Genomic DNA, 25,815 nt, shown 5'->3' on the forward strand with positions numbered 1-25,815 from the left:
AAATGAATGCAGCGTAAGCGTTTCATTAATTTGAAATGGGTGGTTTATTTACGCCTTGTTGTACTAGTTATAATGGCCACCACCAAGGTCTGGTGTCTGTGTAAGTACGACTAAGAGTCCGAGCATCGGGACGCTGTGCTTGCTTAAAATCGCTACCCAACATTTCATATAAAGCCTGAGAGGGGTTATCAACCGGTTTCAGAATAAATAAAACCTGGGCACTGTAATGGTTACAACCGATACCTCTGCGTTCTACAGCACACACAACAGCTTGCTCGTTAAGCTTATCAGCCGTTAAATACTTAGAACTTCCCGTATCATAGACAGCCTGTAAACTTTTAGCTGTATTCTGGCAATCTTGCACAGCACTCACCGCTGAGAAATATTTCGGGAGAAAATTCAACATCATGTAATTTTCGGGAGTTCCGTTTTTAGCCAAACTCAAAATTACTTTTGGTGTACTATCGGTAGTCTTGCAGGTTATTTGTACATTGTTAGCTCTACTGGGTACACAGACTGCTACTATAAAACCCAGAGTTAATATTGGGGTTGCTCCCATACTTACCCAAGACTGCCACTTGTTCATATTACTTAACCCCCCTTCTCGATCAAAATTCAGGCTGGAATATAAACTCAATAATAATATCATTTTTAGTTAAATTTACTTAAGTTCAACTAAAAAAACATTCAAATAATTTTTCCGTGGGGTGATTTTCCCCTACTCAAAATGAAACAAGTCTTTCGCCAAATTTTAATTGCTAGTAGTGCTTATATCTGCTGTCTAATTACTGGTTTTCCTGTTCTAGCACAAATTTCTTCAGATAACACACTTCCCGATGGACAAACTGTAGTTTCACCAGGGACAACGCCAGGGCTGGATTTTTTAATCACAGGCGGAACACAAGTCGGTAGCAACCTCTTCCATAGCTTTCGAGAATTTTCTGTTCCCACTGGTGGCGAGGCTTTTTTCAGTAACACCCCAGCTTTAAGCAACATTAGTAACATCATTAGCCGAGTTACAGGTGGTTCAATTTCCAATATTGATGGCTTAATTAAAGAAAACTACGGTGCTAATTTTATCCTTATCAATCCCAGTGGTATTAACTTTGGTGCTAACGCTCAACTCAATATTGGCGGCTCGTTTTTGGCGAGTACGGCAGATAGCCTCAAATTTGCTGATGGTGCAGAATTTAGTGCTACCGATTCAACTTCTTCCCCGCGACTAACGATTAGTGTGCCAGTAGGTTTACAATTTGGGCAAAATCCGCAAGGGATTAGTATCCAAGGTCAAGGGCATAACCTCAGTCTGCAAAGTCCGATATTCTCACCCTTTACTAGGGGAAACACCGCCGGACTAAAGGTGCAGCCAGGTAATACCCTAGCCTTGGTGGGAGGAGGAATTATTTCAGAGGGAGGAACCCTCATAGCCGAGGGTGGACGCATTGATTTAGGTAGTGTGGCAGGAGGTTTCGTAAGTCTCAACCCTAGTCCTCAAGGCTGGAATTTAGGTTATCAAGGGGTAACAAACTTTCAAGATATTGCCTTATCTCAAAAGGCATTAGCAGATACCAGTGGCCCAGGTAGTGGCTCAATTCAGTTGCAAGGGCGAAACATTTCCATCCGCGATGGCTCAATCGTGTTAATTCAAACCCAAGGAGCGCAATCATCAGGGGGAATTAACGTCAACGCCTCTGAATCCTTATCCTTAGTGGGCACTACAGCAAATGCACAGCTTTCAAGTAACTTATTTACAGAAACTCTCGGCGGTGGCAAAAGTGGAGATATTACTGTTAACACCCCCCGCTTAGTCATTCAGGATGGAGCAGCCATTTCTGCGGCTACTTACACGCCTGCTGCTGGAGGGAATATTGATATTAAAGCTGGTGAGTTGTTGGAAGTGTCAGGATTTTCACCAATTAACCCTAGTCGCTTCAGTAATATTACGGCAGCAACTTTTGGGACTGGGAATGCCGGAAGTCTGACAGTTTCAACGCAGCAATTAACTGCGCTTTCAGGAGGAAATATTGCCTCCATAACTGCTGGTACTGGCTTAGGTGGAAATGTAACTATAAATGCCTCGAAGTTAGTAGAATTGATCGGTGTTACACCATTGGTTTTCACCCCTAGCGAAATAACTGCTGGTACTGCCGGGCCAGGAAAGGCTGGCAGTGTTACAATTAATACTCAACGTCTGACGATCAAAGACGGTGGTAGAGTTGATGCTTCCACCTTAGCCAGCGGCCCGGCTGGTAGCGTCACTATTAACGCTCAAGACAGTGTAGAGGTCAGTGGCAAAGTCCCAGGCTCCGTAAATCCTAGTTTGATCATCTCCTCAGCCAACATCGTTGATCCGAGTTTGCAACAGCTATTAAGAGTACCTCCTGTGCCCAGTGGAGCTTCTGGAGATGTGACAATTAACACTGGGCGATTGGTTGTTAACGATGGCGCACAGGTGACAGCGAGGAATGATGGTACTGGAAATGCTGGAACGTTGTGGGTGAAGGCTGGCTCTATTTTGCTAGACAGTCAAGGTGGAATCACAGCAGCTACCAGAGGCGGTCAAGGTGGCAACATTGATTTACAAGTCCAGAATTCTTTAGAGGTATCCGGTAATAGTCAGATATCTAGCGACAATTTTGGTGCGGGAGCAGGTGGAAGATTGACGATCGCAGCGAGTCATGTAGGACTTAGCGATCGCGCCTTATTATCTGCTTCTACCGCATCAGGTGAAGGTGGTAACATATCCTTGCAAACCAATTCCTTACTAATGCGTACTAACAGCCAGATATCTGCCACTGCGGGAGGAAGCGGTAACGGAGGCAATATTAATATTGGTGGTTTTAGTTCTGCCAATTTTGTCACGCTGTTAGAAGGCAGTCAGATTACCGCCGACGCTTTTCAGGGTATGGGAGGAAATATCAGTATCAATACAAAAGGATTCTTTGTGTGTCCAACTTGTCAGATTACTGCTAGTTCCCAATTGGGAGTCGCCGGACAAGTTAGCATCATTACGCCAGAGGCAGAAAGGAATTTTGAAGTCATAGATTTACCACAAGAAGTAGCTAAACCAGAACAGGTAGTAGCTCAGGCTTGTCGAGGGACAACAAGTCAAAATAGAAGCGAATTTACCATCACTGGACGCGGAGGATTGCCACCTCGACCGAGTGAACAGTTAAGTACCGGAGCTTTAATTAGTTTTGAGTCTGCTAATACCAATGCTGCTACAGAGGTGAATAATACTCCCCAACTGCCACCCCCAGCCAGAGGTTGGTATGTTAACGCCCAAGGTGTGCTAGTTCTAGCCAGCCAAACGCCTAATCCTACTCCTTATGGTTCTGGGTTAACATCATCGAATTGTCACTAAATCTTTTTTATGTTGCGTACTGCTGGATTGGGGATTGGGGAAGGTGGGGTCCCCTCTGGGGATAAGGGGTAATGGGGATTGGGGAGATGGGAAGATGGGAAAATGGGGGAAAAATAACTAATGACTAATGACTAATCCAAAATCTAAAATCTAAAATCCAAAATGGTATTAAGTGTTTGGCGACGGAGATTTTTTTTATCTCCTTGCATGATCCTCATACTCTTGCTAAATCACACAAATTATGCTTTTGCCCAGCCAATTAATCCTATAACCCCAAAGCCCCCAGAACAACCGCCAGCTAATCCCCTACCACCAACAAACATACCTATCCAAATACAGCCGACAGTACCACCAACCCCAGAAGAAGGACTAGATATTCCAGGTAGTATCACTGTACAAAAGTTTGAGTTTGTTGGTAATACCGCCTTTAGCCAAGGGGAATTAAACTCTGCGATCGCCAATTTTACCGGACAACCAATTACCTTTGCCGAACTCCTCAAAGCTGCCAATCAAATTACTGAGTTGTATGTTAAAAAAGGGTATATTACCTCTGGTGCATATATTCCCAGTCAAGAGTTTCGTTCCGGTATCATCAAAATTCAGGTAGTAGAAGGCAGCTTAGAAGATATTCAAGTCAATGTGATTAAAGGACGGTTGAACTCAAATTATGTCCGCAGTCGTATTGCGATCGCTACTACCAAACCGTTGAATATCAACCGCCTCAAAGAAGCTTTGCAACTGCTGCAACTTAATCCCCTCATTGAAAGTTTAGATGCCGAACTCACCGCCGGTACTAGACCGGGTGTCAATTCCCTAGCCGTGATAGTCAAGGGAGCAAAAACTTTTAGTACCCAACTCAGTATTAATAATAACCGCAACCCCAGCGTTGGGAGTTTTGAGCGCGGCATCACCTTATCCGAAGCCAGCCTTTTGGGAATCGGCGATCGCTTGAATTTTACCTACAAAAATACCGATGGTAGCAATAGCTTTGAGGGTGGTTATACCTTGCCAGTCAATCCCCGAAATGGCACTATTGGCTTCAACTATCGAATTACCGACAACAAAATTATTGAACCTCCTTTTGATGATTTAGATGTTGGAGTAAATTCGCGGGAATTTGAATTATCTTTTCGTCAGCCAATTCTGCAAAGAGCCACCCCAGAAGTCAGCCAAGAACTTACACTGAGTTTAACCGCAGCTAGGCGGGTAAGTAATTCTTCAATTCAAGGAGTAGATTTTCCTCTGTTTCCTGGGGCTGACGATCGAGGAGAAACGCGGATATCAGAATTGAGTTTCGCCCAAGAATGGTTACAGAGGAGTCGTCAAGAAGTTTTAGCTGCTCGTTCCGAGTTTAATTTGGGGATTGGAGCTTTTAACGCCACAATAAATAACAGCGAACCAGATAGCAGATATTTCCTTTGGCGGGGACAACTGATCTATTTGCGCCTCCTCGGTCAGGCAAAAGGACAACCAGCGATCGCTCCGACTTTGTTGCTGCGTTCTAATGTGCAATTGGCCACTAGTTCTCTACTTTCCATCGAACAATTTAGTGTGGGAGGTCAAGGAACAGTGCGGGGTTATCGCCAAGATGTTTTACTCAGTGATAACGGCATTTTTGCTTCCGCAGAATTACGACTACCCGTCGCCCGGTTCCCAGAACTGCAAGGGACTTTACAGGTTGCACCATTTATCGATTTTGGTACTGTTTGGAATACAGACAGGGGAAATCCCGACCCTAACACTTTAGTAGGCTCAGGATTAGGACTACTTTGGCAAATGGGGGATAAATTCACAGCCCGCCTAGATTGGGGTATTCCTTTAATAAATATTGATAATAGCAAGCGCACATGGCAAGAAAATGGGGTGTATTTTCAAATGGAATACAAAGCATTTTGAATGCAGGAACATCTGACTGAATTTTAGATTTTAAATTTTGGATTTTGGATTTTGAATCATAAATCCAAAAAGGTCTTAAGCTCCCGAATTTAAACGCGATAATAAATCTAAAATCTAAAATAATACGGTTGAGTTAAGGCTAAAATCCTTTTTTTAACGAACCGCAAAGGATGCAAAGGACGCAAAGGAAGAGAAGCTTAACTGAACTGTGTAATATAAAATCTAAGATTAAATGGCAGAGCTAATGACTAAAAGACATGGAGTCAATCTAAAATCCAAAATTGTATGATTTATAAAAAGTACCGTCGTCTATTAATTTTTATCTTTTCAGCCTTATTAGGATTGTTATCTAGTTTCACTGCGCCGGCTTGGTCAAATCTCCCCAATTTACATCCTAATGCTGCTACTCCTCTAGCCTTAGCAAAAGAAGGTGAAGAACGGTATAATGCCGGAGAATTAGAAGCAGCAGCAAAATTATGGCAAGCGGCGGCTAAGGCTTATGAACAAGTGGGCGATCGCGACGGAATGACTAAGAGTCTAATCAACAAATCCCAGGCTTTGCAAGATTTAGGATTGTACCCCAAAGCTTGCAATACTTTACTCGAAGCTTTTGCAATCAAAAACCCTAACTGTAGCCAAACCCAAATCGAGGAATTTCAGAAAACCCTTACTCAAAAGAGTGATTCCCTGACATTAACTCAAGCGATTGGCTTGCATAGCCTCGGCGATGTCTTACGCAGACAAGGGTTATTACAAAAGTCGCAAGAAATCTTGCAGTTAAGTCTGTCATCAACTCCCGAATCGCCGGAAACAAGCTCAGTCCTACTGAGTTTAGGCAATACCGAACGGATCTTAGGCAACCAAATCCGCGATCGCTGGGACTATGATGCAGTCACAGAAATTATCGATCGCCAATCTCTCTTGGATGCTCTAGCGCCCTACGAGCAAGCTGTTTATTACTATATTCAAGCAGCAAAGGTAACATCAGCCCCACCACTGCCGAAAGTTCAGGCACAACTAAATCACTTCCAGCTATTACTGGAGATGAAAAGATGGTGGGGTGAACAGACGCAACGCCGGATTACTTCTTGGTCAAGATTTTCGGAAACTAAATTAATTCAACGGGGGAAAGATTTTATCTCTGGGTTAGAGTTGCAGTTGAGCCAAGATGCTCAAGCATTGCAAAATCAAATTCTACCTAACCTGACTACTCTTACTCCCAGTCGTGCTGCCATCTATGCCCAAATTAACTTTGCTGATTCTTTGATGCAAAGCGCCCCAATAAATAACGTTGAACCTTTATTAAAAAATGCACTACAACAGTCACGGACTCTACAGGATAAACGAACCGAAACCTACGCTCTAGGGTATTTGGGCAAACTTTACCACAAACAAGGGCAGTTAAATCAGGCAACCAAACTGACACAGCAAGCACTGATGTTAGCCCAAGAACAAAATATCAGTGGTGATGCGAGAGAAATTACTTATCTTTGGCAATCTCAGTTAGGAAGTTTACTACGGAAACAGGGAGATATCAAAGGAGCGATCGCAGCTTATACCGCCGCCTTTAATACTCTCCAATCTCTACGCAGCGATTTAAACGCCAACAATCAAGATGTTCAGTTTGACTTTCTCCAAGAAGTCAAACCTGTGTATCTAGAATTAGCAGATTTGTTGTTGAAATCAAATTTGAGTGACAACGAATTAAGTGCGCTAATAGTATCTAATCCTAAAATTAAACAGGAAAAATCGGAAACCAAAAAGTCTCAAAAACGCCTAGAATTTGCCCGTCAGGTGATAGAATCTCTGCAATTAGCAGAACTAGATAACTTTTTTCAAGACCCCTGTTCTGAAACAGGAAATGTCGCATTACAAATTGATAATATTGATGCCAATGCAGCTGTCATTTATCCGATTGTTTTACCAGATCGCTTAGAAGTTATCCTTTCCGTATCAGGAAAACCTTTGCAGGAGGTAGTAATACCGATTAGCGAACAGGAAGTTAATGAGACTCTAGATCGGCTTTACGATAATTTAGACAACGTTAGTATCAATAACTCTGCAAGAAATATTCTCTCAACTTCTAACCCAAATCCCAAAGAATTAAAGGAAAATCTTCAGAAACTTTTACCAATTTTTGGAGAAGTTTATAACTGGCTAATTAAACCTTTCGATACACAGCTAGATCCCAAACAAATCAAGAGTTTAGTGTTTGTACTAAATGGGAGATTGCAGAGAGTACCAATAGCTGCGCTCTACGATGGACAAAATTATCTGATTGAAAAATATAGCCTTGCCCTAGTTCCCAGCCTACAATTGCTCGCTCCTAAACAATTGCAAAGGAAAGAACTTAAGGTGTTAGCTGCTGGAGTTAGCGAGCAAATGAAGGTGCAAGGAGAATTTTTTGCCGCACTGGTGAATGTTCCCAAGGAATTAGACCAAATTAAACAAACTTTTCCTGCTTCCCAAAAGCTGCTCAATCAAGAGTTTACTGTCAAAACTATTCAAAAACAGTTGAAATCAAATTTTCCTGTAATCCACCTAGCCACTCATGGGCTATTTAGTTCTAATCCCCTGAAGAATTTTATTATTACAGGGGATGGAAAAAGTATCAGTATTAAGGAGTTGAGTGCTTTGCTAAGAGAACCAGGCACACCTGTAGAATTATTGGTGCTGAGTGCCTGTGAAACTGCTACTGGTGATGAACGAGCTGTCTTAGGCTTGGCAGGGATGGCTGTTCGTTCAGGCGCACGCAGCACCCTTGCCACTCTTTGGCCTGTAGGTGATGCTTCTACCGCTAAATTTATGGGTCAATTTTACCAAGACCTGAAACAGCCACAGGGAAAACAAGCAGATGCTCTGAAGAACGCTCAATTATCACTTTTAGAATCTTTGAAACTGAATCCACCTTTTCAGGAGTTGCAGAATTTACCACCTCATCCTTATTATTGGGCACCTTATGTTTTAGTCGGAAATTGGCAATAGCAGGAGAACGTTTCGGGGGAGGTGAGGGGGATGAGGGAGCAGGTAGCAGGGAACAAGAGAGAAGAGTTTTCCCCTCCGCCCCCCGCACCCTGCACCTCTGCCTCTTTTCAATGCCCAATCCCCAATCCCCAATAAATAAAAAAGGCTGCTGAATTAGCAACCCTGAAATTTAGTAAAATTCTTTTTTTTAATCAACCTATGCTAAACCAAGGATTTGCAAGGGTTTTGTAGTATCTCCGATTTTTGTATTAATTTGCTGCACCATTAATTTGGTATTAATAGGGTCTTTTCCATCTGATGAGTCTGTATTAAACTCATAAGTACTGGGTTCTTCGAGCATTAGGCGATCGCACGGAATCTTATCGGATAAAATTGCACTTGCCATCATCCCTGTGTGAATCTCCACTTGACCTTTTCGCGGAGCTTCAAAAACTAAACGTTGTCCAGGGAAAACAACCCTTTCAAAGTACCAGTTGGGAATATTGCAGATGCGAGCTACCTGTATTTTGCTCGTGGCATTAATGTAGCAGCAGAGAATTTTTCCTGATTGTTCAGGTGGTAGAGGATCTAATATTTGAGCCATAACTGCTGAGGAGCTTTACGCCACAATTTTACATTACACTAGCCAAGCCTAGCACTCACTGATCCCCAGTTGTTGTAACTGCGAATACCAACTGAGCCTTTGTAGATTATTTCTGTCTAAAGATATATTTTCAGTTATGAAAACTTTGTAATTATTTACACCTTTTTCGGAATTATACACTATAGATAAAAGTCTTTGATATTTTTTCCTGGTATAAAAGCTTTAATTTTCTTTAGGCAAATTGTTAGGGAATTGACATAACAATGATCCCTTTGCCTTTCGCATAGCCAGGAAGTAAGTTTTGCTGTTTCATGTATCCCAGGATTAATCATCTGGGATCATCGCTTAATGAATAAACTCGATGTTATGGTAAAGCTATATGAAAAAATGTCTTCATAAAGCTCTCCATAGATTCCATGTATGTTTTATGCACAGCAATTTTAGCGTTTCCCGCAGTTGCTAATAGCAGCTTCCGATTACCAATAATTAGCTAAAATGTCAAGCGCGATTTGATAAATAAAACCAGATAAAACAAGCACACACTTTAAAACTGAATGTTTCTCTCGCTTTCTCCACAGATTGGCAAGATGGAAGTCCAAACACAGATGATGGAAAATCGAATTCTTTATGTTCGCCTTCCTTGTAACCCCATCTTTCCTATTGGGGTTGTCTACCTGAGCGATCATGTCCACAAGCAGTTTCCTGATATTGAACAGCGCATCTTTGATTTAGGAACAGTACCACCTTTAGATTACAGTTCGGCTCTGGATCGCTGTATCGATGAATTTAAACCAACACTACTAGTATTTTCTTGGCGGGATATTCAAATCTATGCCCCAGTTGGCGGGCGTGGTGGCAACCCGCTGCAAAACGCCTTTGAATTTTACTACGCCAAAAATCCTCTATTGAAACTACGCGGCGGATTGGGCGGTTTGCGTATTTTCACCGCTTACTATTTAGAGTTGTGGCAAAATCAGGGCTTAATCAAACGCGGTTTAAAGCGTGCCCAAAAGTATAACTCTGATGCGCGTGTAGTTGTCGGTGGTGGTGCAGTCAGCGTTTTTTACGAACAGTTGGGTAAAAGCTTACCCCAAGGGACAATTATTTCAGTGGGTGAAGGCGAAACCCTGCTGGAAAAACTTTTAAGTGGTAGAGATTTTCGAGATGAACGCTGTTACGTTGCTGGAGAAACTCAACCACGTCAACGGCTAATTCACGAACAACCCACCCCAATAGAAAAAACTGCTTGCAATTACGACTATATCGAAAGCATCTGGCCGGAATTTAACTATTACCTGCAAGAGCAAGACTTTTATATAGGTGTACAAACCAAGCGTGGTTGTCCTCACAACTGTTGTTATTGCGTCTACACCGTTGTCGAAGGCAAACAAGTACGCATTAACCCAGCCGATGAAGTCGTTGCCGAGATGCGCCAATTATACGATCGCGGCATTCGCAACTTCTGGTTTACCGATGCCCAATTCATCCCCGCGAAAAAATTTATCGCCGATGCTGTAGAACTCTTGCAAAAAATCGTCGATTCTGGTATGACAGATATCCACTGGGCAGCATATATCAGAGCCGACAATTTGACACCAGAGTTGTGTGACTTGATGGCGAAAACCGGGATGAACTACTTTGAAATCGGGATTACCAGTGGTTCTCAAGAACTCGTGCGGAAAATGCGGATGGGTTACAACCTGCGAACCGTCTTGCAAAACTGTCGTGACTTAAAAGCTGCTGGTTTCAACGATGTAGTTTCCGTTAACTACTCCTTTAACGTCATTGACGAACGTCCCGAAACCATCCGTCAAACCATCGCTTACCACCGCGAACTAGAACGGATTTTTGGTGCTGATAAAGTCGAACCCGCCATCTTCTTTATTGGGCTACAACCCCATACCCATTTAGAAGAATATGCTTTTAAAGAAGGCATCCTCAAACCAGGGTACGATCCAATGAGCTTGATGCCGTGGACAGCCAAAAAACTTCTCTGGAATCCTGAACCCCTTGGTTCATTCTTCGGCGAAGTCTGCTTGCAAGCTTGGCAACAAAACCCCAACGACTTCGGACGCGAAGTCATGAAAATCTTAGAAGAAAAACTGGGTTGTGCCGAATTAGAAGCAGCACTTACAGCACCATTAGAGACTAAAGAAAAGCAGTTAGCAGGTGTATCCTAGAAAACACGAATTCTGAATTTTTCCCCCTCTGTGTCCTTTGCGCCTCTGCGGTTATTTTTACCAAATCCCATGTTAGAAGGTTCAATCCTACAACAGCTAGAAACAGCCCATCGCCACACCACCAGGCCAATTCGATTCGGTGTTTACTACAAAAATACCCTCGTTGCCCTGTGCCATGCCCTAGAAGACCATATCTTAACCGACGACGGTACACCCTTGGTGATCACAGCCTTTCAACAAGGAAAATGGTATCTACAAGAAGCTGAACGATATGCAGACATTGCCCAGCACAGCCGCCAAATTGCCATCATGGCTGCCGCCGAATCTGGCTTTGCTGAACATCCTACCAGTCAACTACCCAATGTAGACTTAGTAGCATTAGATCCAGTTGATTCTGTGGCGCAAGAGTGGCACTTAATTATCTTGTCACCTAAATACACAGCAATGGTAATTTGTCAAGAATTATCGGAGGCTGATTATGGCAGCACTGGGATACCGACATCAGACTTAGAGCGTAAATTCTATGGTTTATGGACATTTGAGCCGGAGTTAGTGCAAGAGACAGCAGAAATTGCGATCGCTCACATCAGAAAATACAACCCAGAACTGGCGAAAAAACTCACAGCCGATAAACAACAAATTGTACCGTCAATGGCCAGATCAGAAAATTTAGGTGCAGTTGTCTCCCGTGTAGTAGATTACCTCCAGACTGGGCAAGATAATTTATCCATCTCCACAGCACTTCAGAAACAAACCCTAGATCGCAACTTGGTTTCTAACGAAATCCAAGCCTTTTTGCGAATGGCGCAACTGATGGATATGGCAGATGTCAACAATCCAATGGCAGCTGCGGAAGTGGTTGTACTTGCGGAAGCGATCGCCCAGCTATTGGATCTTCCCGCATGGCAAATTAAGAGATTGCGGCTAGCGGCTTTGTTACATCGCATAGATCCATTACAAAATGCCGAAAGTGTCCTGACTTCTGATCATATACCCGCACGCTACCTACATCCCCCCAGTTGTCCTTTAATACCAGGGGTGCAAGTATTGCGAACCATGCCACGACTGCGAGCCGTTGCCCAAATTATCACTCACCAAACCGAATGGTGGAATGGCGCAGGGGAACCAGTAGGTTTAGCTGGAGATCAAATTCCCCTAGAGTCGAGAATTTTGGCATTATTGGCAGACTTTCAGTGGCGAGTCAATCAGCGAAAATCGTCAAATCAAAGCCGGGAACAGATATTTACTCAAGCTTTAGATGAGTGCAAACAGCAAGAATCTAGTCACTTTGACCCTAAACTTGTAGATACCCTAGCTTTGTTAGTTATGGGTTTACAACAGGGACTCGACTTACCCTTGATGACACCCAAAGTCAGCGCCGGCATCTGGATACTTGATTCCCAATGGGATAGCCACAGCAAGATCAGTGAAGAGATTGGTAGTTACTTTACATGAATATTGAAGCCATTAGATTAGGACAACTCAAACAACTTCCAGGGGCAAATTTAGAAGACGAGGAACTCTCTCGACTGGATTTAAGCCGGATTAATCTTGCTGGTGCTACCCTTGTAGGTGCTAATTTTGCTGGTTCTAAACTCGAAGGTGGGCATTTAGAAGGGGCGAACCTCATGGGAGCGAACCTCCAAGAAACTGACTTGCGGGCGAATCTCATGGGGGCGAACCTGATGCAAGCAGATTTAACGGGTGCTGATTTGCGGGGTAGTAATTTGCGTGGCGCTAACTTGATGGGAGCCAGACTCAGTGATGTGTCATTGGTAGGTGCTTTCTTGAGTGGCACTAATTTAATGAACGTGAACTTGCAAGGCGTTGACTTACGCGGTGCTGACTTGCGCGGTGCAAACCTAACTGGGGCAAATCTCAAAGGTGCAGACTTGAGTCGCGCCGATTTGCAAGGGGCTTTGTTGAGTGAAGCAAACTTGGAAGAAGCTGACTTACGGGGGGCGAATTTAGCAGGGGCGAATTTCTCAGGAGCAAATTTGCTTTGTGCAGAGTTAGAAGGTGCAAATTTGAGCGGCGTTAATTTGAATAAAGCCTGTTTGGTGGGCACAATGATTGAGACGCTTGCTTAAAGATTCCACCAAAAACCCCAGTATCCTTGGCTATTGTTAAAATTTTTTGCAGATAAAGCAGGTGAAAATTTGTGAGCCTAAAAGAAGTTATCAGACTAGCAAAACAGCTTTCAACTGTGGACAAAGTACGTTTGATCCAGCAAATTGCTCCTGATATAGAACGCGAGTTAACAGATAAACTCTCTAACTTTCCCCGACAATCCTTGTGGGGACTATGTGCTGATTTAGGAAACCCACCTTCCACAGAGGAAGTTGATGTAGCCCGTAGTGAAGAATGGGCTAATTTTCCACGGGAGGATATTTGATGCTGCGTGCTGTAGCTGACAAATATGTACTCCTGGGAACGAGGCAACTGATTAATTTTGAAAACATCCTTTCTTGATTTTACTAAAAATGAAAGGATCTCCCAAATATTTACCTAACCTAGTTTTGCAAGCAGGTAGTCCTAATTTGGCGCGAAATTCTTCGTCGTATACTGCTTCTTCCCAATTTTGTGCCAATTTAATTTGCTCGGTTGTCAGATTTTTAGCATGACGAAAGTCTGTTCTATCTACGCTACTTTGAGTAAAGTCAACATCACGGAGGTTTGCACCTCTTAAATCATTTCCATCCAATTTTGCAAATTTTAATATAGCACCACTCATATCTATATCTGTTAACCCTAAATCGACGGTAAATTCGCTGTGGCTTAAATCAGTATTTTGTAAGTTTGTCGAGTGAAAATTGCCATCACGGAAAGTAGTATAAGCTAAATTAGCGTGATTTAGATTTGCTTGTGATAAATCTACTTTCGTAAAATACGTACCTTTTAAGTTAGCGCCACTTAAATTCGCAGCACGGAGATTACTATCAGAAATAAATAAGCCAGAAAGATTAGTATCAGAAAAATTAGCTGATTGTAAGTTATCTGTCAATTCAGCTTCTCTTAAATCTGCTCCAGCTAAATCAGTATTTGTTAAATCAGCACCACCTAAATCACACTTGGGGCATTTTTTAGTTGTTAGTAGCTGCTTCACATGAGCGGGATTTGAAGTTTTTTTGGCCTGACAATCTTTACAACTAGAAAGAAAAGTAAGTAATAAAGCTGATACGATTAATATTTTTATTTTCATATATGACGCGATCGCTCAGTCCTTGCCCGTACCCACAAAGCTAGTACACTCATTAACAACACTCCCATCACTCCTTGCAGGGGATTATTATTCACGCCAGTTACCCAATCAGGAACAAGACCCGAATATTTCACTAATTCCCCAACATTAATAATGTAGTAGCCCCAAACTAAACCACCATGCAAACCAATTGGAAAACCCAAGCGTCCCCTCCGCCAACGCTTTCCCCACACTTGCGTTAACCCCAGCAGCACTAAAGCTGGAAATTGCGGCAATGTATGAATAATTGCTTCCAAGGGTTTAATAAAGTGCAATGTAGCAAAGGCAGTTGCATCTGTCCACAGTGCCACACGCAGACTGTAATCTCGTTGTAATTCATCTAGCAACCAGCCTCGGAATAACAATTCCTCAGCAAATCCAACACCTAAGCCAACAAGTGAACCCTCTAAAACAACTTTCAGCAAAAAAACTTCTGGTTGTTGCCACACCAACCAACCCAACAAACTTTCTACCCCAAAAAGTATCAGAATATTAATTATCCCTATAGCCAAGCCACGTATTAAATCCACACCATTTTGTCGCGTGAATTCTAAGCCATAATGCCGCAGAATTTGGGGCTGTTGGTAGACATATTTACCCCATAATCTCAGGAGAAAAATAAACACTACATATAAAAATACCAATGTCAATATACTTTCTAAGTTTGAATCATGCACTAGTAAGTATATTGGTGTAGCCAATGGTAGCCATAGCAACAATAAAATCAAAATAAAACAACCCAGCCTAATAGGGGCAGGGCGTTCAGCTAAACGGACAAGGTTTTTGTTCATACTAAACAAGTCAAAATAATCCGTAATTACAATCAGTTTTAGCTCTGAACTTTCCACTAAATTTTTAATTTAGTGTGGGGTGCTATACCCTTGTTACTTACGAATTACGAATTATGAATTACGAATTATTTGACTATTCATCAGGTTCAATCGTGCTACTTAAACCGTGACTGATCAATGTTTCGCAATAAAATTCAGCATGCTCCTGAGCGCAAGTAATGACTAAAGCTAGCCCGTTAGTATGGGCTTCCATCATAATGCTCACAGCCTGGGGTTGCGTAAGACTTGGCACAGTCGCTATTAGTGACTGTACAACATGCTCCATCGAGTTGTAGTCGTCGTTATGGAGCAAAACGCGATACCGAGGCGCGAGCTTGCGGGTTGTGGAAGGCTTTTCAATGGTTTCAACTGACACGGCTCTTTGCTCTTTTCTCGTTACTTCACTACAACAAAGTCTCTGTTTTGCGATCGCTCAACAGTCATACACCTATTCTATAGTATTTCTGCTCAGATACTATACGAGGAAAACCCTTTACTGCCAAGGATTGGTCGTATTAGTCTTGCGTAGCCACTTGTAAGGTATATGTCTTAGACATGGTTGCCGTAACAGTGTTACCCTAATCTTATAGAGAGTCTTCCTTAAAGTTAACGCATTTTCACTTTTTAAGATTAAGGAAGTTGCAAAATAATCCTTGCCCTTGCCCAAACTGCATAATGATGGACATCAGCCTAGAATTTCTTCAACCAGGACAAATTGTGTCTTTAAAACATGGCGACAGGAATCTGTATGCAGAAGTCATTCAATTTGTAGTTTCCCGTCAGTTATGCTGGGTGCGTCCTTTATTAATGGTCACTTTCATTCAAGAATCGCCGCTAATTACCGATTTGCGAGATGCGTCTGACCTGCTTTGGCCTGCCAATTTATTTTGTCCAGCATTAGACACAGAAGTAATTACCTTCTTGAGCCAAGTTTTAGCAAAAGAACCAAAAACTGAATCAAATTCAGCTGCAAAGCAGCAACTAAATCAGTTTATTCACCAACTGTGGCAAGCGTATCAAGAGGGATTGGGAATTGAGGATTAGAGTATGGGGCATTGGGCATGGAGAAGAGACAAGGTAGACAAGGGAGAGACTATTCAATAATTCCCCCTTGTCCCGTCATCTCCCACACTCAGCACTCATTACTCAGCACTCTTGAGGTGCAAGGAGCGGAGGGGAAAACTCTTCTCCCTTAATCTCTCCTCATGAGCAAATTTTGTAGCTCTTTTTCAATCCCCGTTACAAAACTTAATTAAGTTAGCGAATCTCAGTACCCTTACAGGGAAGCAAGCTACGCCTTTAGCGTCTCCTATAGAGCATCATTACGTAATTACGTTAGCGTAGCGGTAGCGAGTCCACGAGCGTCATTACGAATTATTCTAATATCCCAGGTTAGGAACTAACTGAATTCTGCCAGCATCCATCTCTGCCATTAATAATTCGAGGGCTTCGTAATCAACATCAGAAATATAACCAAGTTCTGTAAGTTCTGAATTGATTTCATTTTCTATCTCAGGGGTGAGTTTTTTTATGTCAAGAGCTTTTTCTACCAATTTACGAATAGCGTACTGAGTTCTCATAAGTAATAACCAAACTGTAATATGATACTAATCATTTCAGATTAGCCTAAGTATAGAAGAGTGCTCCAAATACTAACTTACTAGTGATATATATCACAGTTTAATTAGTTGGATAGATAATTCGCTTTGGCTTTGCCGTAATGCCATCAGCAACGCTAAAGTGAAAGATTTAACCTACCGTTAAGACTTGGCTAAATTAGCTTTAGTTATAGACTAAGCAAGATTTCTCAGCATAGTTACTGATGATTTGTCTGCTCTATGACCGTCTATAGTTGATTGTTTTTGAACTGAGATAAAAAAAAAGTATACATAAACACATTTCAAACTGGAATTTTAACAATCTTTAAACAGAGATACGAAAGCAATAAAGATTCAGCAAAGAGAGGTAAGACGTATGGTCGATGCAACAAAATAGAGTTTATGTTCAAATAATCCTTAGCTTGACGCTTCAAAATTCTTAATAGGATGTAACTATGCAGGCAGTGCTTAACTATCCCAAGATTGCAGTTATTCGCCCCCAAGGGTCTTTGAATGCTGCAAATGCCTTGGAATTTGAACGAGATATGACCACCGCGTTGGCACAAAATGGTATTTCCATCTTGGTAGTAGACCTCACAGCAGTAGAATCCTTAGACAGCGCAGGATTGATGGCATTGTTATCTACACACAAACTGGCTCTTACTTTAGGACGAAGTTGCCGACTTTGCGCCGTTGCTCCACCAATTAGAATTATTTTTGAACTGACGCAACTTGATAGGGTATTTGAAATCTTAGACGGTGAAGCTGCATTTAGCTAAACAGAACTTTGATGTAAAAGTACAAAACTTAGAACAAGAAGTAGACTTTAATGTAAAGGAATTGTAAGTTGCAACGACAAACTCTGTTAGAAGTCCTAATTCAATGCTAAGGTTAGCTTTGGATAGCTGTAATTAAGGTAGCTAGAAGATAGCACAGTGGTTGTTGCAGTTGAAAAATTAATAACATCGGGTATTTCCAAACCAGCTCGTTACCTGGGTAACGAGCTATTAGCAATACACAAAGCTTGGGATACGACAGCAATACATTGGGTTTTAACCTACCCAGAAGTATATGAAGTCGGCGCATCTAACTTAGGGCACATTATCCTCTATAACATTTTAAATGCCCAACCGCGTCAATTGTGCGATCGCGCCTACCTCCCAGGACAAGACCTGGCAGCCAAACTACGCGAAACCAATACGCCATTGTTTGCGGTAGAGTCAAAGCGATCTCTGACAGAATTCGACATTTTGGGCTTTAGCCTCAGTTACGAACTGGGTGCAACTAATATCCTCGAAATGTTGGATTTGGCTGGAATTCCATTGACGTGGAGAGAGAGGCAGGGGAACAGGGGAGAATTTAGTGATACCCAGTCATCGTTTCCATTGATTTTCGCTGGTGGGCAAACAGCGACATCAAATCCTGAGCCTTATGCTGACTTCTTCGACTTTTTCGCCCTGGGAGATGGAGAAGAACTACTGCCAGAAATTGGTTTAGTCTTGGAAGAAGGCAAGCAAGCAGGATTAAGTCGGGAACATCTGTTACTTGACTTGGCACAGATACCAGGTGTATACGTGCCTCAGTTTTACGATATGGCAGAGGATGGCTCAGTTCACCCTCATCGCCCAGATGTCCCAAAACGAATTCTGCGAAGGGTTGCAACTCCCATACCAGCATATTCCATTGGGTTAGTTCCCTATGTAGAAACAGTTCATGACCGCTTGACCATTGAGATCCGGCGTGGTTGCACTCGTGGCTGTCGCTTCTGTCAACCAGGAATGCTGACTCGACCAGCACGGGATGTAGAACCCGATAAGGTGGTAGAAGCAATTGAACAGGGTATGCGGGCAACTGGTTACAATGAGTTTTCCTTACTATCTCTGAGTTGCTCTGATTATTTATCCCTACCAGCAGTGGGGATGGAAATCAAAAATCGCTTAAAAAATGAAAACATTTCTCTGACTCTACCAAGCCAACGGGTAGACAGATTTGATGAAAATATTGCCAATATCCTTGGAGGTACGCGCCAAGGTGGATTGACTTTTGCTCCTGAGGCTGGTACTCAGAGGATGCGAGATATTGTAAACAAAGGGTTGACAAATGAAGAATTATTGCGGGGGGTGAAAACCGCTTGGGAACAAGGCTGGGATAAAATAAAGCTGTATTTTATGATTGGCTTGCCAGGTGAGACGGATGCCGACGTTGTGGGCATTGCCGAAACAGTAAGCTGGCTACAGCGAGAATGTCGAGGCAAGGGCAGAAAATCCCTAAACTTTAACCTGACAATTTCTAACTTTACGCCCAAGCCCCATACACCATTCCAGTGGCACTCAGTTTCTACTGCTGAATTTAAGCGAAAACAAAACCTGTTGCGGCAAGAATTCCGCCGAATCAAGGCAGTGAAGGTAAATTTTACCGATGTCCGCATTTCGGCAATGGAAGATTTTGTGGGACGAGGCGATCGCAATTTGGGCAAAGTAGTCCGCCGTGCTTGGGAATTAGGTGCTGGTATGGATTCCTGGTATGAAAATTTAGATCAAGCTTTTAGCGCTTGGGAGATTGCGATCGCCCAAGCCGATTTAGATTGGAAATACCGCCAAGTAGAAAATGGCGAATGGAATTTGTTTCATGTAGAAGAGCAGAAAAGATCGGAAGATGCGGAAAATACCCAATTCCTAACTCCCCACTCCCTCGATATTCCCTTACCTTGGGATCATATTGATACCGGGATTGACAAAAAGTGGCTTCAAGAAGACTTGCAACGCGCCCTAGAAGCCTCTATTGTGCCTGACTGCTCTTTTGAAGGTTGTTCTCATTGTGGTGTCTGTGGCACTGACTTTGGTCATAACGTGGTAATTGAATCACCTGCTATCCCAAAATTTGCTGGCGAATTTGTCCCCAACACAACTAAGGCGCAAAGACTGCGAGTTTGGTTTGGGAAACAAGGTAATATGGCTTTGATGAGCCATCTTGATTTAATCCGTCTATTTGACCGAGTTGTGCGGCGAGCAGGCTTACCAATTGCTTTTACTGGCGGGTTTCACCCAATGCCACGGATTTCTCTAGCAACTGCTTTGGCTCTAGGGGCTACTAGCAGCGGTGAAATTGCAGATTTTGAGTTAACTGTGCCAGTGGAAGTTGATACTTTCCGAGAAAAATTGGCTTGTGAAATGCCCACAGACATACCAATATATAATGTGGAGCAGATCGATTTAAAAGCTAGTGCCGCTACACAACTGCTAGAGTCCGCAGAGTATCTAATTACTTTAGCAGCACTTCAAGAAACAACACCCATACAATGGCAAAACTGGATTGATATAATCAAAGCAAAAGAGGAATTTTGGTACGAGCAAACAAATAAATCAGGCAAGAGCCAGTTAATAAATCTGCGCGATCGCTTGTTTGAATTGGAATTAGTAGAAAACTACAATTGCATTGCAGAATCTATGTCATCTGTAATCCGTTATCTAGGTAGCTATCGCCAGGACGGTTTGCTGTTGCGTCCCGAACAAATCCTGTTTATGCTAGAAGCAGTGGCGAATGTAGAATTTCAACTCCTGCACATCCACCGCAATCGGCTAATTTTAGGGGTATAATCCCTGTAAGGCAACTTGCTAGTAGTTGTCCTGACATGGCAGGTAATATGAATTGATTTTTAGCAAGGTTGCGTTAGAATAGGGTGAAGAGAAATTTTCTGGCGCTGCATTGAATTAGCTGGTTCACTACCCTGGTATTCAGGGGGCGAAAGCAAAGATATTTAGAGTGAAATTTCTAGGATTTTATTCTAGACAAACAAAAAGCAGATTAAAGAATGCACACTCTCTCTATAGCTACCTTGTGAATCAGTAACTAACAGCAGGCTCAGTTAGCTTCTCTAAATCCATGCTTTTTAAACAACTGCTGAATGTCTAATCCACGTAGTGCCCAAGAGCTAGTGCATTACTTTTTTAGAGTTAAAGCAACTGCTGTCGGTTATGCCGACTTGTAGACTTTCACAGACGCGCAAAGCGCGGCTTGTCTTAGGCTAGAGCAGCTCAAGGCAGGGTAGCAACTGGCGCTGCTGAGTATAACCCTAAGATAAATCCGGGGAATGGAAAATAGAAATAGTTTCTTTTTCTTCACGAATTCGGTAGGTTACTCTCAATGAAACATCCTGAGTTCAAATCCTCACTCAGGATTTAAAACTTTCAACTCAGAACTCTCAAGATTTGAGGGTATTGTATTACAGATCAACTACGGACGGTTGATTTAATTGCTTAAACGATATGCAGCAGTTCTGGAATAATCAGCCGTGGAAACGCTCTTAAGAGCGCCAATAGCTATTTAACTTAGAAGCTCAGATTTGCGATTTTTATTACCAGTAGCGCCTTTTGAGGGTTGTGAGGGCAGCAAAAGTACAATATCAAACCGAGAAAACACTAATAATTAAAACTGACGCCCAGACGCGGGGAGTTTGGAATTAGAAGTAATTAACCGGACTTGATACAACAAACCTCAAACCTATAAGTGCTGCCAATTTTTGAGGAAATTGAATGCCGAAACAAATTATCATCGCGGAGCAGCACCAAATTGCTGCGGTTTTTTCTGAAGATCAAATACAGGAACTCGTTGTTGCTACAGGTCATCATCAAATAGGTGATATCTACTTAGGAGTAGTAGAAAACGTATTACCTGGGATAGATGCGGCTTTTGTCAATATTGGCGATCCAGAGCGTAACGGTTTTATTCACGTCACCGACTTAGGTCCATTGAAGCTGAAGCGTACCGCAGCAGCAATTACAGAACTACTTGCACCACAGCAGAAAGTTTTGGTGCAAGTAATGAAAGAGCCAACGGGGACAAAAGGACCAAGGCTCACTGGTAATATTACTTTACCTGGACGCTACGTAGTACTGATGCCCTATGGTAGGGGCGTAAATTTATCCCGACGGATTAAAAGTGAAAGTGAACGCAACCGCTTGCGAGCATTAGCAATTTTGGTCAAACCGGCAGGGATGGGCTTGCTCGTGCGTACAGAAGCCGAAGGCAAACCCGAAGAAGCGATTATGGAAGATTTGGAGTTGCTGCAAAAGCAATGGGAAGCCATTCAGCAGGAAGCCCATTCTACCCGCGCTCCAGCACTGCTCAACCGGGACGATGACTTTATCCAGCGCGTATTGCGAGATATGTACGGCGCTGATGTCAATCGGATTGTGGTAGATTCTAGTACTGGTTTGAAGCGCGTTAAACAGTACTTGCAGAATTGGAGTGGCGGTCAAACACCGCAGGGATTGTTGATTGACCATCATCGCGATCGCTCCCCAATTTTAGAATACTTCCGCATCACTGCTGCCATTCGCGAAGCTCTCAAACCGAGAGTAGACCTACCTTCTGGCGGTTACATCATCATCGAGCCGACAGAGGCATTAACCGTGATTGATGTTAACTCAGGTTCCTTCACGCGATCGGCAACAGCTAGAGAAACAGTTTTGTGGACAAACTGCGAAGCTGCAACAGAAATTGCTCGCCAGTTGCGTCTGCGGAATATCGCCGGGGTGATCGTCGTTGATTTTATCGATATGGAATCGCGACGCGACCAACTACAAGTTCTCGAACACTTTAATAAAGCACTCAAAGCAGACAAAGCTCGTCCCCAGATTGCCCAACTCACCGAACTAGGTTTAGTAGAACTGACCCGCAAACGTCAGGGTCAAAATATTTACGAATTATTTGGTGAAACTTGTCCTACCTGTGGCGGTTTAGGACATACTGTGCGTCTCCCTGGAGAAATCGAAAACCGATTGCCGATACCAGCAGATACACCAGAGCGCGAGCGTTTTGTATCCTTACCTCACCGAGAACCACGTCAGCCATCTGCCCGCACTCCAGAACCACGAGAAACCTACGATGGATTTGGGGAAACATTTGACGGCGACTCAGAATTGAGCAACCTAAATCTGATCAATCATCCTAGTTATCAAGAACTTAATGATAAACGTCGTACCCGCACTCGCCGCAGTCGAATTGGCGTCAATGGGTTAAACGGGAAAGATGAAGCTCGGGTTATCCCTAATCCCCTAGCTTTTGTCAACGAGCCAGACTTAGACCTGGATGTAGAACCAGAACTAGGATCTGCACCAGAGATCCCATCCCCTACCCTTGGTAAACCAGGTTGGAGTGAAAGAGTAGTAGAGCGCACTAAAATTATCAAGGCAGAACCAGTTAAGCCAGTGGTAGAACCACCGGAGATTAGAACTGTAGAAATGAGCCTCCAAGAACAGGATATATTTGCCTTGATGGGGATATCTCCTTTGGTGAAGCTAGAACAAGAGGTTAAAAATACCAAGTCTGTGATTATTAATGTGATTCAGCCTGGTCAATTGCCAACGACCCCAATTGAATCAACCTCAGAATCAACTATTGTCCAAAAAGCAACACCTGAAATAATCACTATTGCTCAAAAGGCAACACCTGAAATAACTGCAAGCAAAATACCGACACCAAAAGTTGTTGAGCCAGAACCAAAATCTTTGATCGAAGAGACAACTGAAACATCGGAGTTGACTACGAATCCTTCGGGACGCTTGTCTGCCAAAGCTGCCAAAGCCAACGAGATCGCAGATGAAAACGAAGCCAATAGCAGCGCTACTGCCAGCCGTCGCCGTCGCCGTCGTTCCTCAGCGATCGAGGATAATTAATTTGCTTTATGGTAGAAACATCGCCAACGCCTTTGGAACAATCCACTTGGCTGGAATTTTCTACCTTGTCAGGGATTCCAGGGTTGGTTGCAGGTGTGGATGAAGTAGGGCGAGGCGCTTTATTTGGCCCTGTGGTAGCGGCAGCGGTGATCCTACCAGATCATGCTTTGCCAATACTGATAGCAGCTAAAATCAAAGACAGTAAAAAGTTGTCTAGTTCTCGAAGAACTCAGCTAGCACAACAAATTTGTGAGCTAGCTGTAGACTGGAAAATTGGGTTTGCTTCCACTGCCGAAATTGACAAAATAAATATTTTGCAAGCAACGCTGTTAGCAATGAAGCGGGCTGTGCTGAAGTTAAAGGTACAGCCTGCAATTTGCTTGATTGACGGAAATCAGTCAATCAAAGATTTACTAGTGCCACAACAAACAATAGTCAAAGGTGATGAGCGATCGCTCGCTATTGCCTCTGCTAGCATTGTTGCTAAGGTTTGGCGTGACGAACTGGTAATGCGTCTGGCATTAAAATACCCTATGTACAATCTAGAAAGTAACAAGGGTTATGGTAGCCAGCGGCATTTGCTGGCTTTGCAACAATATGGGCCATCGCCCCTACATCGTCTGTCTTTTCGTCCTTGCCAAATCAAACACCTGAGTGTTGAGTGATTAAAAAATTACTCAGCATTCAGGATTGGTAATTCAGTACTATCGCCGCCAAGTCCTCTATCTTTGGTTTGTGATATCACCCAGTAGCGATAATCCGCCAAAAGTTGATTTAATAACCGTTGCTTGACTGACAACAGCACGCTTTTAAGCAAACCATTGCCAGTAGCTTCTAAAATCGGCTTAGGAGTAAAGGAAAATGGCGGTGGGAAATCCACCAGCACCTCTAAATCAGCCCTTCCTTGCAGGCGAGTGCCAGTGCTAAACTCTTGAGGAGACAAATGCCCTTTTAAATTGAGAGCAAAGCGCTGGTTAATATACTCGAAACCCAGAATTTCACAGCCTAGCGATCGCAAATAAATTATTCCATTTGATTCTGCCCATACTCTCATGTCTACGGTAGGTTGAATACTCAGTGACATAAAAGTAAGCGGACGCATTTTCAAGCGAAACACTTCCTCAGAAAGCTGCTGAATCCGGCTATTGTCAACTAAAGCTTTAACCAGACGTTGAGGCTGACGTAAGTAGTGCTGGATGGGAATAGGCTGCTCTGGAACAGCGATTTCAACCGATTGGGAGGCAGTAAACCGGGTAGCCATGAGCTAATAAAAATATCTGTTTCTTAATTTTAATATTTTTTAACAACTTAGTTCTGATTATTAGAAAATTACAAAATTTATAGACCGTAAAAATGATTTTTACTTATCAGGTATACATCATTGGCAAAAAGTTGGTACGCTCATTTTACCGATTAAACTTGTAACTCAAAGCTAAAGGCATGACTCTATCGATCGCACATTTAGGGCCTCCCGGCACTTACACAGAACAAGCAGCTGTTTTTTATGTCAACTGGCTAAACAAAAGCACGGGAGTTGAAGCTATGTTAAGCCCTTATCCCACTATCTCCCAATCATTGCACGCCGTTGCGAATGGTCAAGCACAATTGGCTGTTGTGCCGGTGGAAAATTCTATTGAAGGGAGTGTTACCACAACCTTGGATACACTTTGGCAGTTGGACAGCTTGCGAATTCAGTTGGCTTTGGTATTACCCATTGCTCATACGTTAATTTCTTGCGCGTCTAGCTTAGATAAGATTAAAACTGTTTACTCTCACCCGCAAGCTTTGGCACAATGTCAGGGATGGTTAGAGCGGTTTCTGCCAACTGTACAGATTATTCCCAGCAATTCCACAACCGAAGCACTACAGCGATTGGAGCAAGAGACAACAACGGCTGCGATCGCTTCTAGTAGAGCCGCTCAACTCTACAACTTGCCGATACTTGCTAGTGGCATCAACGACAATCCAGAAAACTTTACTCGTTTTTGGGTGGTAAGTCAGGGTGAAACGGACACTGGATACCAGACATCAAAAGTGCCTACTAGTCACACATCGCTAGCTTTTAGTATGCCTGCCAACACACCCGGAGCATTAGTCAAACCTTTGCAAATATTTGCTCAACTAGGAATTAATCTCAGCCGGATTGAATCTCGTCCGACGAAGCGATCGCTAGGCGAATACTTGTTTTTCATGGATTTAGAAGCAGATGCCAAAGAACCACAAATGCAATCTGCTTTAGCAGAATTAACTATCCACACAGAGGTTTTAAAAATTCTTGGTGCTTACAATGTTTTGCCGATCAGCGCCGTTAATTGAGAAGTTAGGAGTTATGAATTAGGAGTTAATAATTATCAGTTAGGATTTACGAGTTATCAGTTATTAGTTATCAGGTAGGGAATATAAATTATAAGTTGCCAATCTTTTATTTTTTGTTATTTATTCCTAACTCTTCACTCCTAAC

The 25,815-nt window shown here is 42.8% G+C and carries 20 protein-coding genes; 13 read left to right on the top strand and 7 right to left on the bottom strand.

Translation table 11 applies throughout. The annotated features are described in order from the left end of the window. Positions 1–67: 67 nt before the first annotated feature. Positions 68–586: a COP23 domain-containing protein gene (locus V7L07_RS16350; RefSeq protein WP_335059502.1), complete on the bottom strand. Its 519-nt coding sequence runs from the start codon at positions 584–586 to the stop codon at positions 68–70. 141 nt (positions 587–727) lie between these two features. Between V7L07_RS16350 and V7L07_RS16355 the strand changes: the two genes are divergently transcribed. The 3 genes from V7L07_RS16355 to V7L07_RS16365 all read left to right on the top strand — a co-directional run bounded on the left by V7L07_RS16355 (position 728) and on the right by V7L07_RS16365 (position 8,245). After that, positions 728–3,364: an S-layer family protein gene (locus V7L07_RS16355; protein ID WP_335059503.1), complete on the top strand. Its 2,637-nt coding sequence runs from the start codon at positions 728–730 to the stop codon at positions 3,362–3,364. A 162-nt stretch (positions 3,365–3,526) separates the two neighbouring features. Next, positions 3,527–5,260: a ShlB/FhaC/HecB family hemolysin secretion/activation protein gene (locus V7L07_RS16360; protein WP_335059505.1), complete on the top strand. Its 1,734-nt coding sequence runs from the start codon at positions 3,527–3,529 to the stop codon at positions 5,258–5,260. Positions 5,261–5,545: 285 nt separating this feature from the next. Further along, a complete protein-coding gene (locus V7L07_RS16365) occupies positions 5,546–8,245 on the top strand; it encodes a CHAT domain-containing protein (protein WP_335059507.1) in 2,700 nt (899 codons plus the stop codon). A 196-nt stretch (positions 8,246–8,441) separates the two neighbouring features. On the opposite strand, the gene V7L07_RS16370 is transcribed toward V7L07_RS16365, so the two are convergent. After that, complete coding sequence (locus V7L07_RS16370; protein ID WP_335059508.1) at positions 8,442–8,828, bottom strand: DUF1830 domain-containing protein; 387 nt, start codon at positions 8,826–8,828, stop codon at positions 8,442–8,444. Between the two features lie 587 nt (positions 8,829–9,415). Here V7L07_RS16370 and V7L07_RS16375 point away from each other — a divergent pair. From V7L07_RS16375 to V7L07_RS16390, 4 genes are all read left to right on the top strand, one after another. Then, positions 9,416–11,008, top strand: a complete 1,593-nt coding sequence (locus V7L07_RS16375; RefSeq protein WP_335059604.1) for a photosystem II high light acclimation radical SAM protein — start codon at positions 9,416–9,418, stop codon at positions 11,006–11,008. Between the two features lie 69 nt (positions 11,009–11,077). Then, a complete protein-coding gene (locus tag V7L07_RS16380; protein WP_335059510.1) occupies positions 11,078–12,463 on the top strand; it encodes a DICT sensory domain-containing protein in 1,386 nt (461 codons plus the stop codon). Further along, entirely contained in the window at positions 12,460–13,098 is a 639-nt protein-coding gene (locus tag V7L07_RS16385; protein ID WP_335059512.1) for a pentapeptide repeat-containing protein, read from the top strand. Before V7L07_RS16380 ends, V7L07_RS16385 begins: the two co-directional genes overlap by 4 nt. Before the next feature lie 71 nt (positions 13,099–13,169). Next, on the top strand, positions 13,170–13,403 hold the full coding sequence (locus V7L07_RS16390) for a hypothetical protein (RefSeq protein WP_335059513.1): 234 nt from the start codon (positions 13,170–13,172) through the stop codon (positions 13,401–13,403). A gap of 51 nt (positions 13,404–13,454) precedes the next feature. On the opposite strand, the gene V7L07_RS16395 is transcribed toward V7L07_RS16390, so the two are convergent. The 3 genes from V7L07_RS16395 to clpS form a co-directional block, all read right to left on the bottom strand. Beyond that, positions 13,455–14,210 carry a pentapeptide repeat-containing protein gene (locus V7L07_RS16395; RefSeq protein ID WP_335059515.1) on the bottom strand — a complete coding sequence of 252 codons (756 nt, stop codon included), beginning with the start codon at positions 14,208–14,210 and terminating at the stop codon, positions 13,455–13,457. Next, on the bottom strand, positions 14,207–15,040 hold the full coding sequence (locus V7L07_RS16400) for a CPBP family intramembrane glutamic endopeptidase (protein ID WP_335059517.1): 834 nt from the start codon (positions 15,038–15,040) through the stop codon (positions 14,207–14,209). Before V7L07_RS16400 ends, V7L07_RS16395 begins: the two co-directional genes overlap by 4 nt. A 133-nt stretch (positions 15,041–15,173) precedes the next feature. After that, positions 15,174–15,455 (bottom strand): ATP-dependent Clp protease adapter ClpS, encoded by a 282-nt coding sequence (gene clpS, locus V7L07_RS16405; RefSeq protein ID WP_179067591.1) that lies wholly within the window; start codon positions 15,453–15,455, stop codon positions 15,174–15,176. 302 nt (positions 15,456–15,757) lie between these two features. On the opposite strand from clpS, the gene V7L07_RS16410 reads away from it, so the two are divergent. Next, complete coding sequence (locus V7L07_RS16410; RefSeq protein ID WP_179069258.1) at positions 15,758–16,123, top strand: hypothetical protein; 366 nt, start codon at positions 15,758–15,760, stop codon at positions 16,121–16,123. 335 nt (positions 16,124–16,458) lie between these two features. On the opposite strand, the gene V7L07_RS16415 is transcribed toward V7L07_RS16410, so the two are convergent. After that, positions 16,459–16,659: a hypothetical protein gene (locus V7L07_RS16415; protein ID WP_335059519.1), complete on the bottom strand. Its 201-nt coding sequence runs from the start codon at positions 16,657–16,659 to the stop codon at positions 16,459–16,461. Positions 16,660–17,132: 473 nt separating this feature from the next. On the opposite strand from V7L07_RS16415, the gene V7L07_RS16420 reads away from it, so the two are divergent. The 4 genes from V7L07_RS16420 (at position 17,133) to V7L07_RS16435 (ending at position 24,019) form a co-directional block, all read left to right on the top strand. After that, positions 17,133–17,456, top strand: coding sequence for an STAS domain-containing protein (locus V7L07_RS16420; RefSeq protein ID WP_335059521.1), 324 nt, complete (start codon positions 17,133–17,135; stop codon positions 17,454–17,456). Between the two features lie 156 nt (positions 17,457–17,612). Beyond that, positions 17,613–20,273, top strand: a complete 2,661-nt coding sequence (locus V7L07_RS16425; protein WP_335059523.1) for a TIGR03960 family B12-binding radical SAM protein — start codon at positions 17,613–17,615, stop codon at positions 20,271–20,273. Between the two features lie 936 nt (positions 20,274–21,209). Then, positions 21,210–23,354, top strand: a complete 2,145-nt coding sequence (locus V7L07_RS16430) for an Rne/Rng family ribonuclease (protein WP_335059525.1) — start codon at positions 21,210–21,212, stop codon at positions 23,352–23,354. Positions 23,355–23,362: 8 nt separating this feature from the next. Continuing rightward, entirely contained in the window at positions 23,363–24,019 is a 657-nt protein-coding gene (locus tag V7L07_RS16435; RefSeq protein WP_335059527.1) for a ribonuclease HII, read from the top strand. An 8-nt stretch (positions 24,020–24,027) separates the two neighbouring features. Here the strand turns inward: V7L07_RS16435 and V7L07_RS16440 are convergent, their stop codons facing one another. Further along, complete coding sequence (locus V7L07_RS16440; RefSeq protein ID WP_335059529.1) at positions 24,028–24,615, bottom strand: DUF1997 domain-containing protein; 588 nt, start codon at positions 24,613–24,615, stop codon at positions 24,028–24,030. Between the two features lie 179 nt (positions 24,616–24,794). On the opposite strand from V7L07_RS16440, the gene pheA reads away from it, so the two are divergent. After that, positions 24,795–25,670: a prephenate dehydratase gene (gene pheA / locus V7L07_RS16445; RefSeq protein ID WP_335059531.1), complete on the top strand. Its 876-nt coding sequence runs from the start codon at positions 24,795–24,797 to the stop codon at positions 25,668–25,670. Positions 25,671–25,815 lie beyond the last annotated feature (145 nt).

This window comes from Nostoc sp., from assembly GCF_036916985.1.
Classification (GTDB): domain Bacteria; phylum Cyanobacteriota; class Cyanobacteriia; order Cyanobacteriales; family Nostocaceae; genus Nostoc.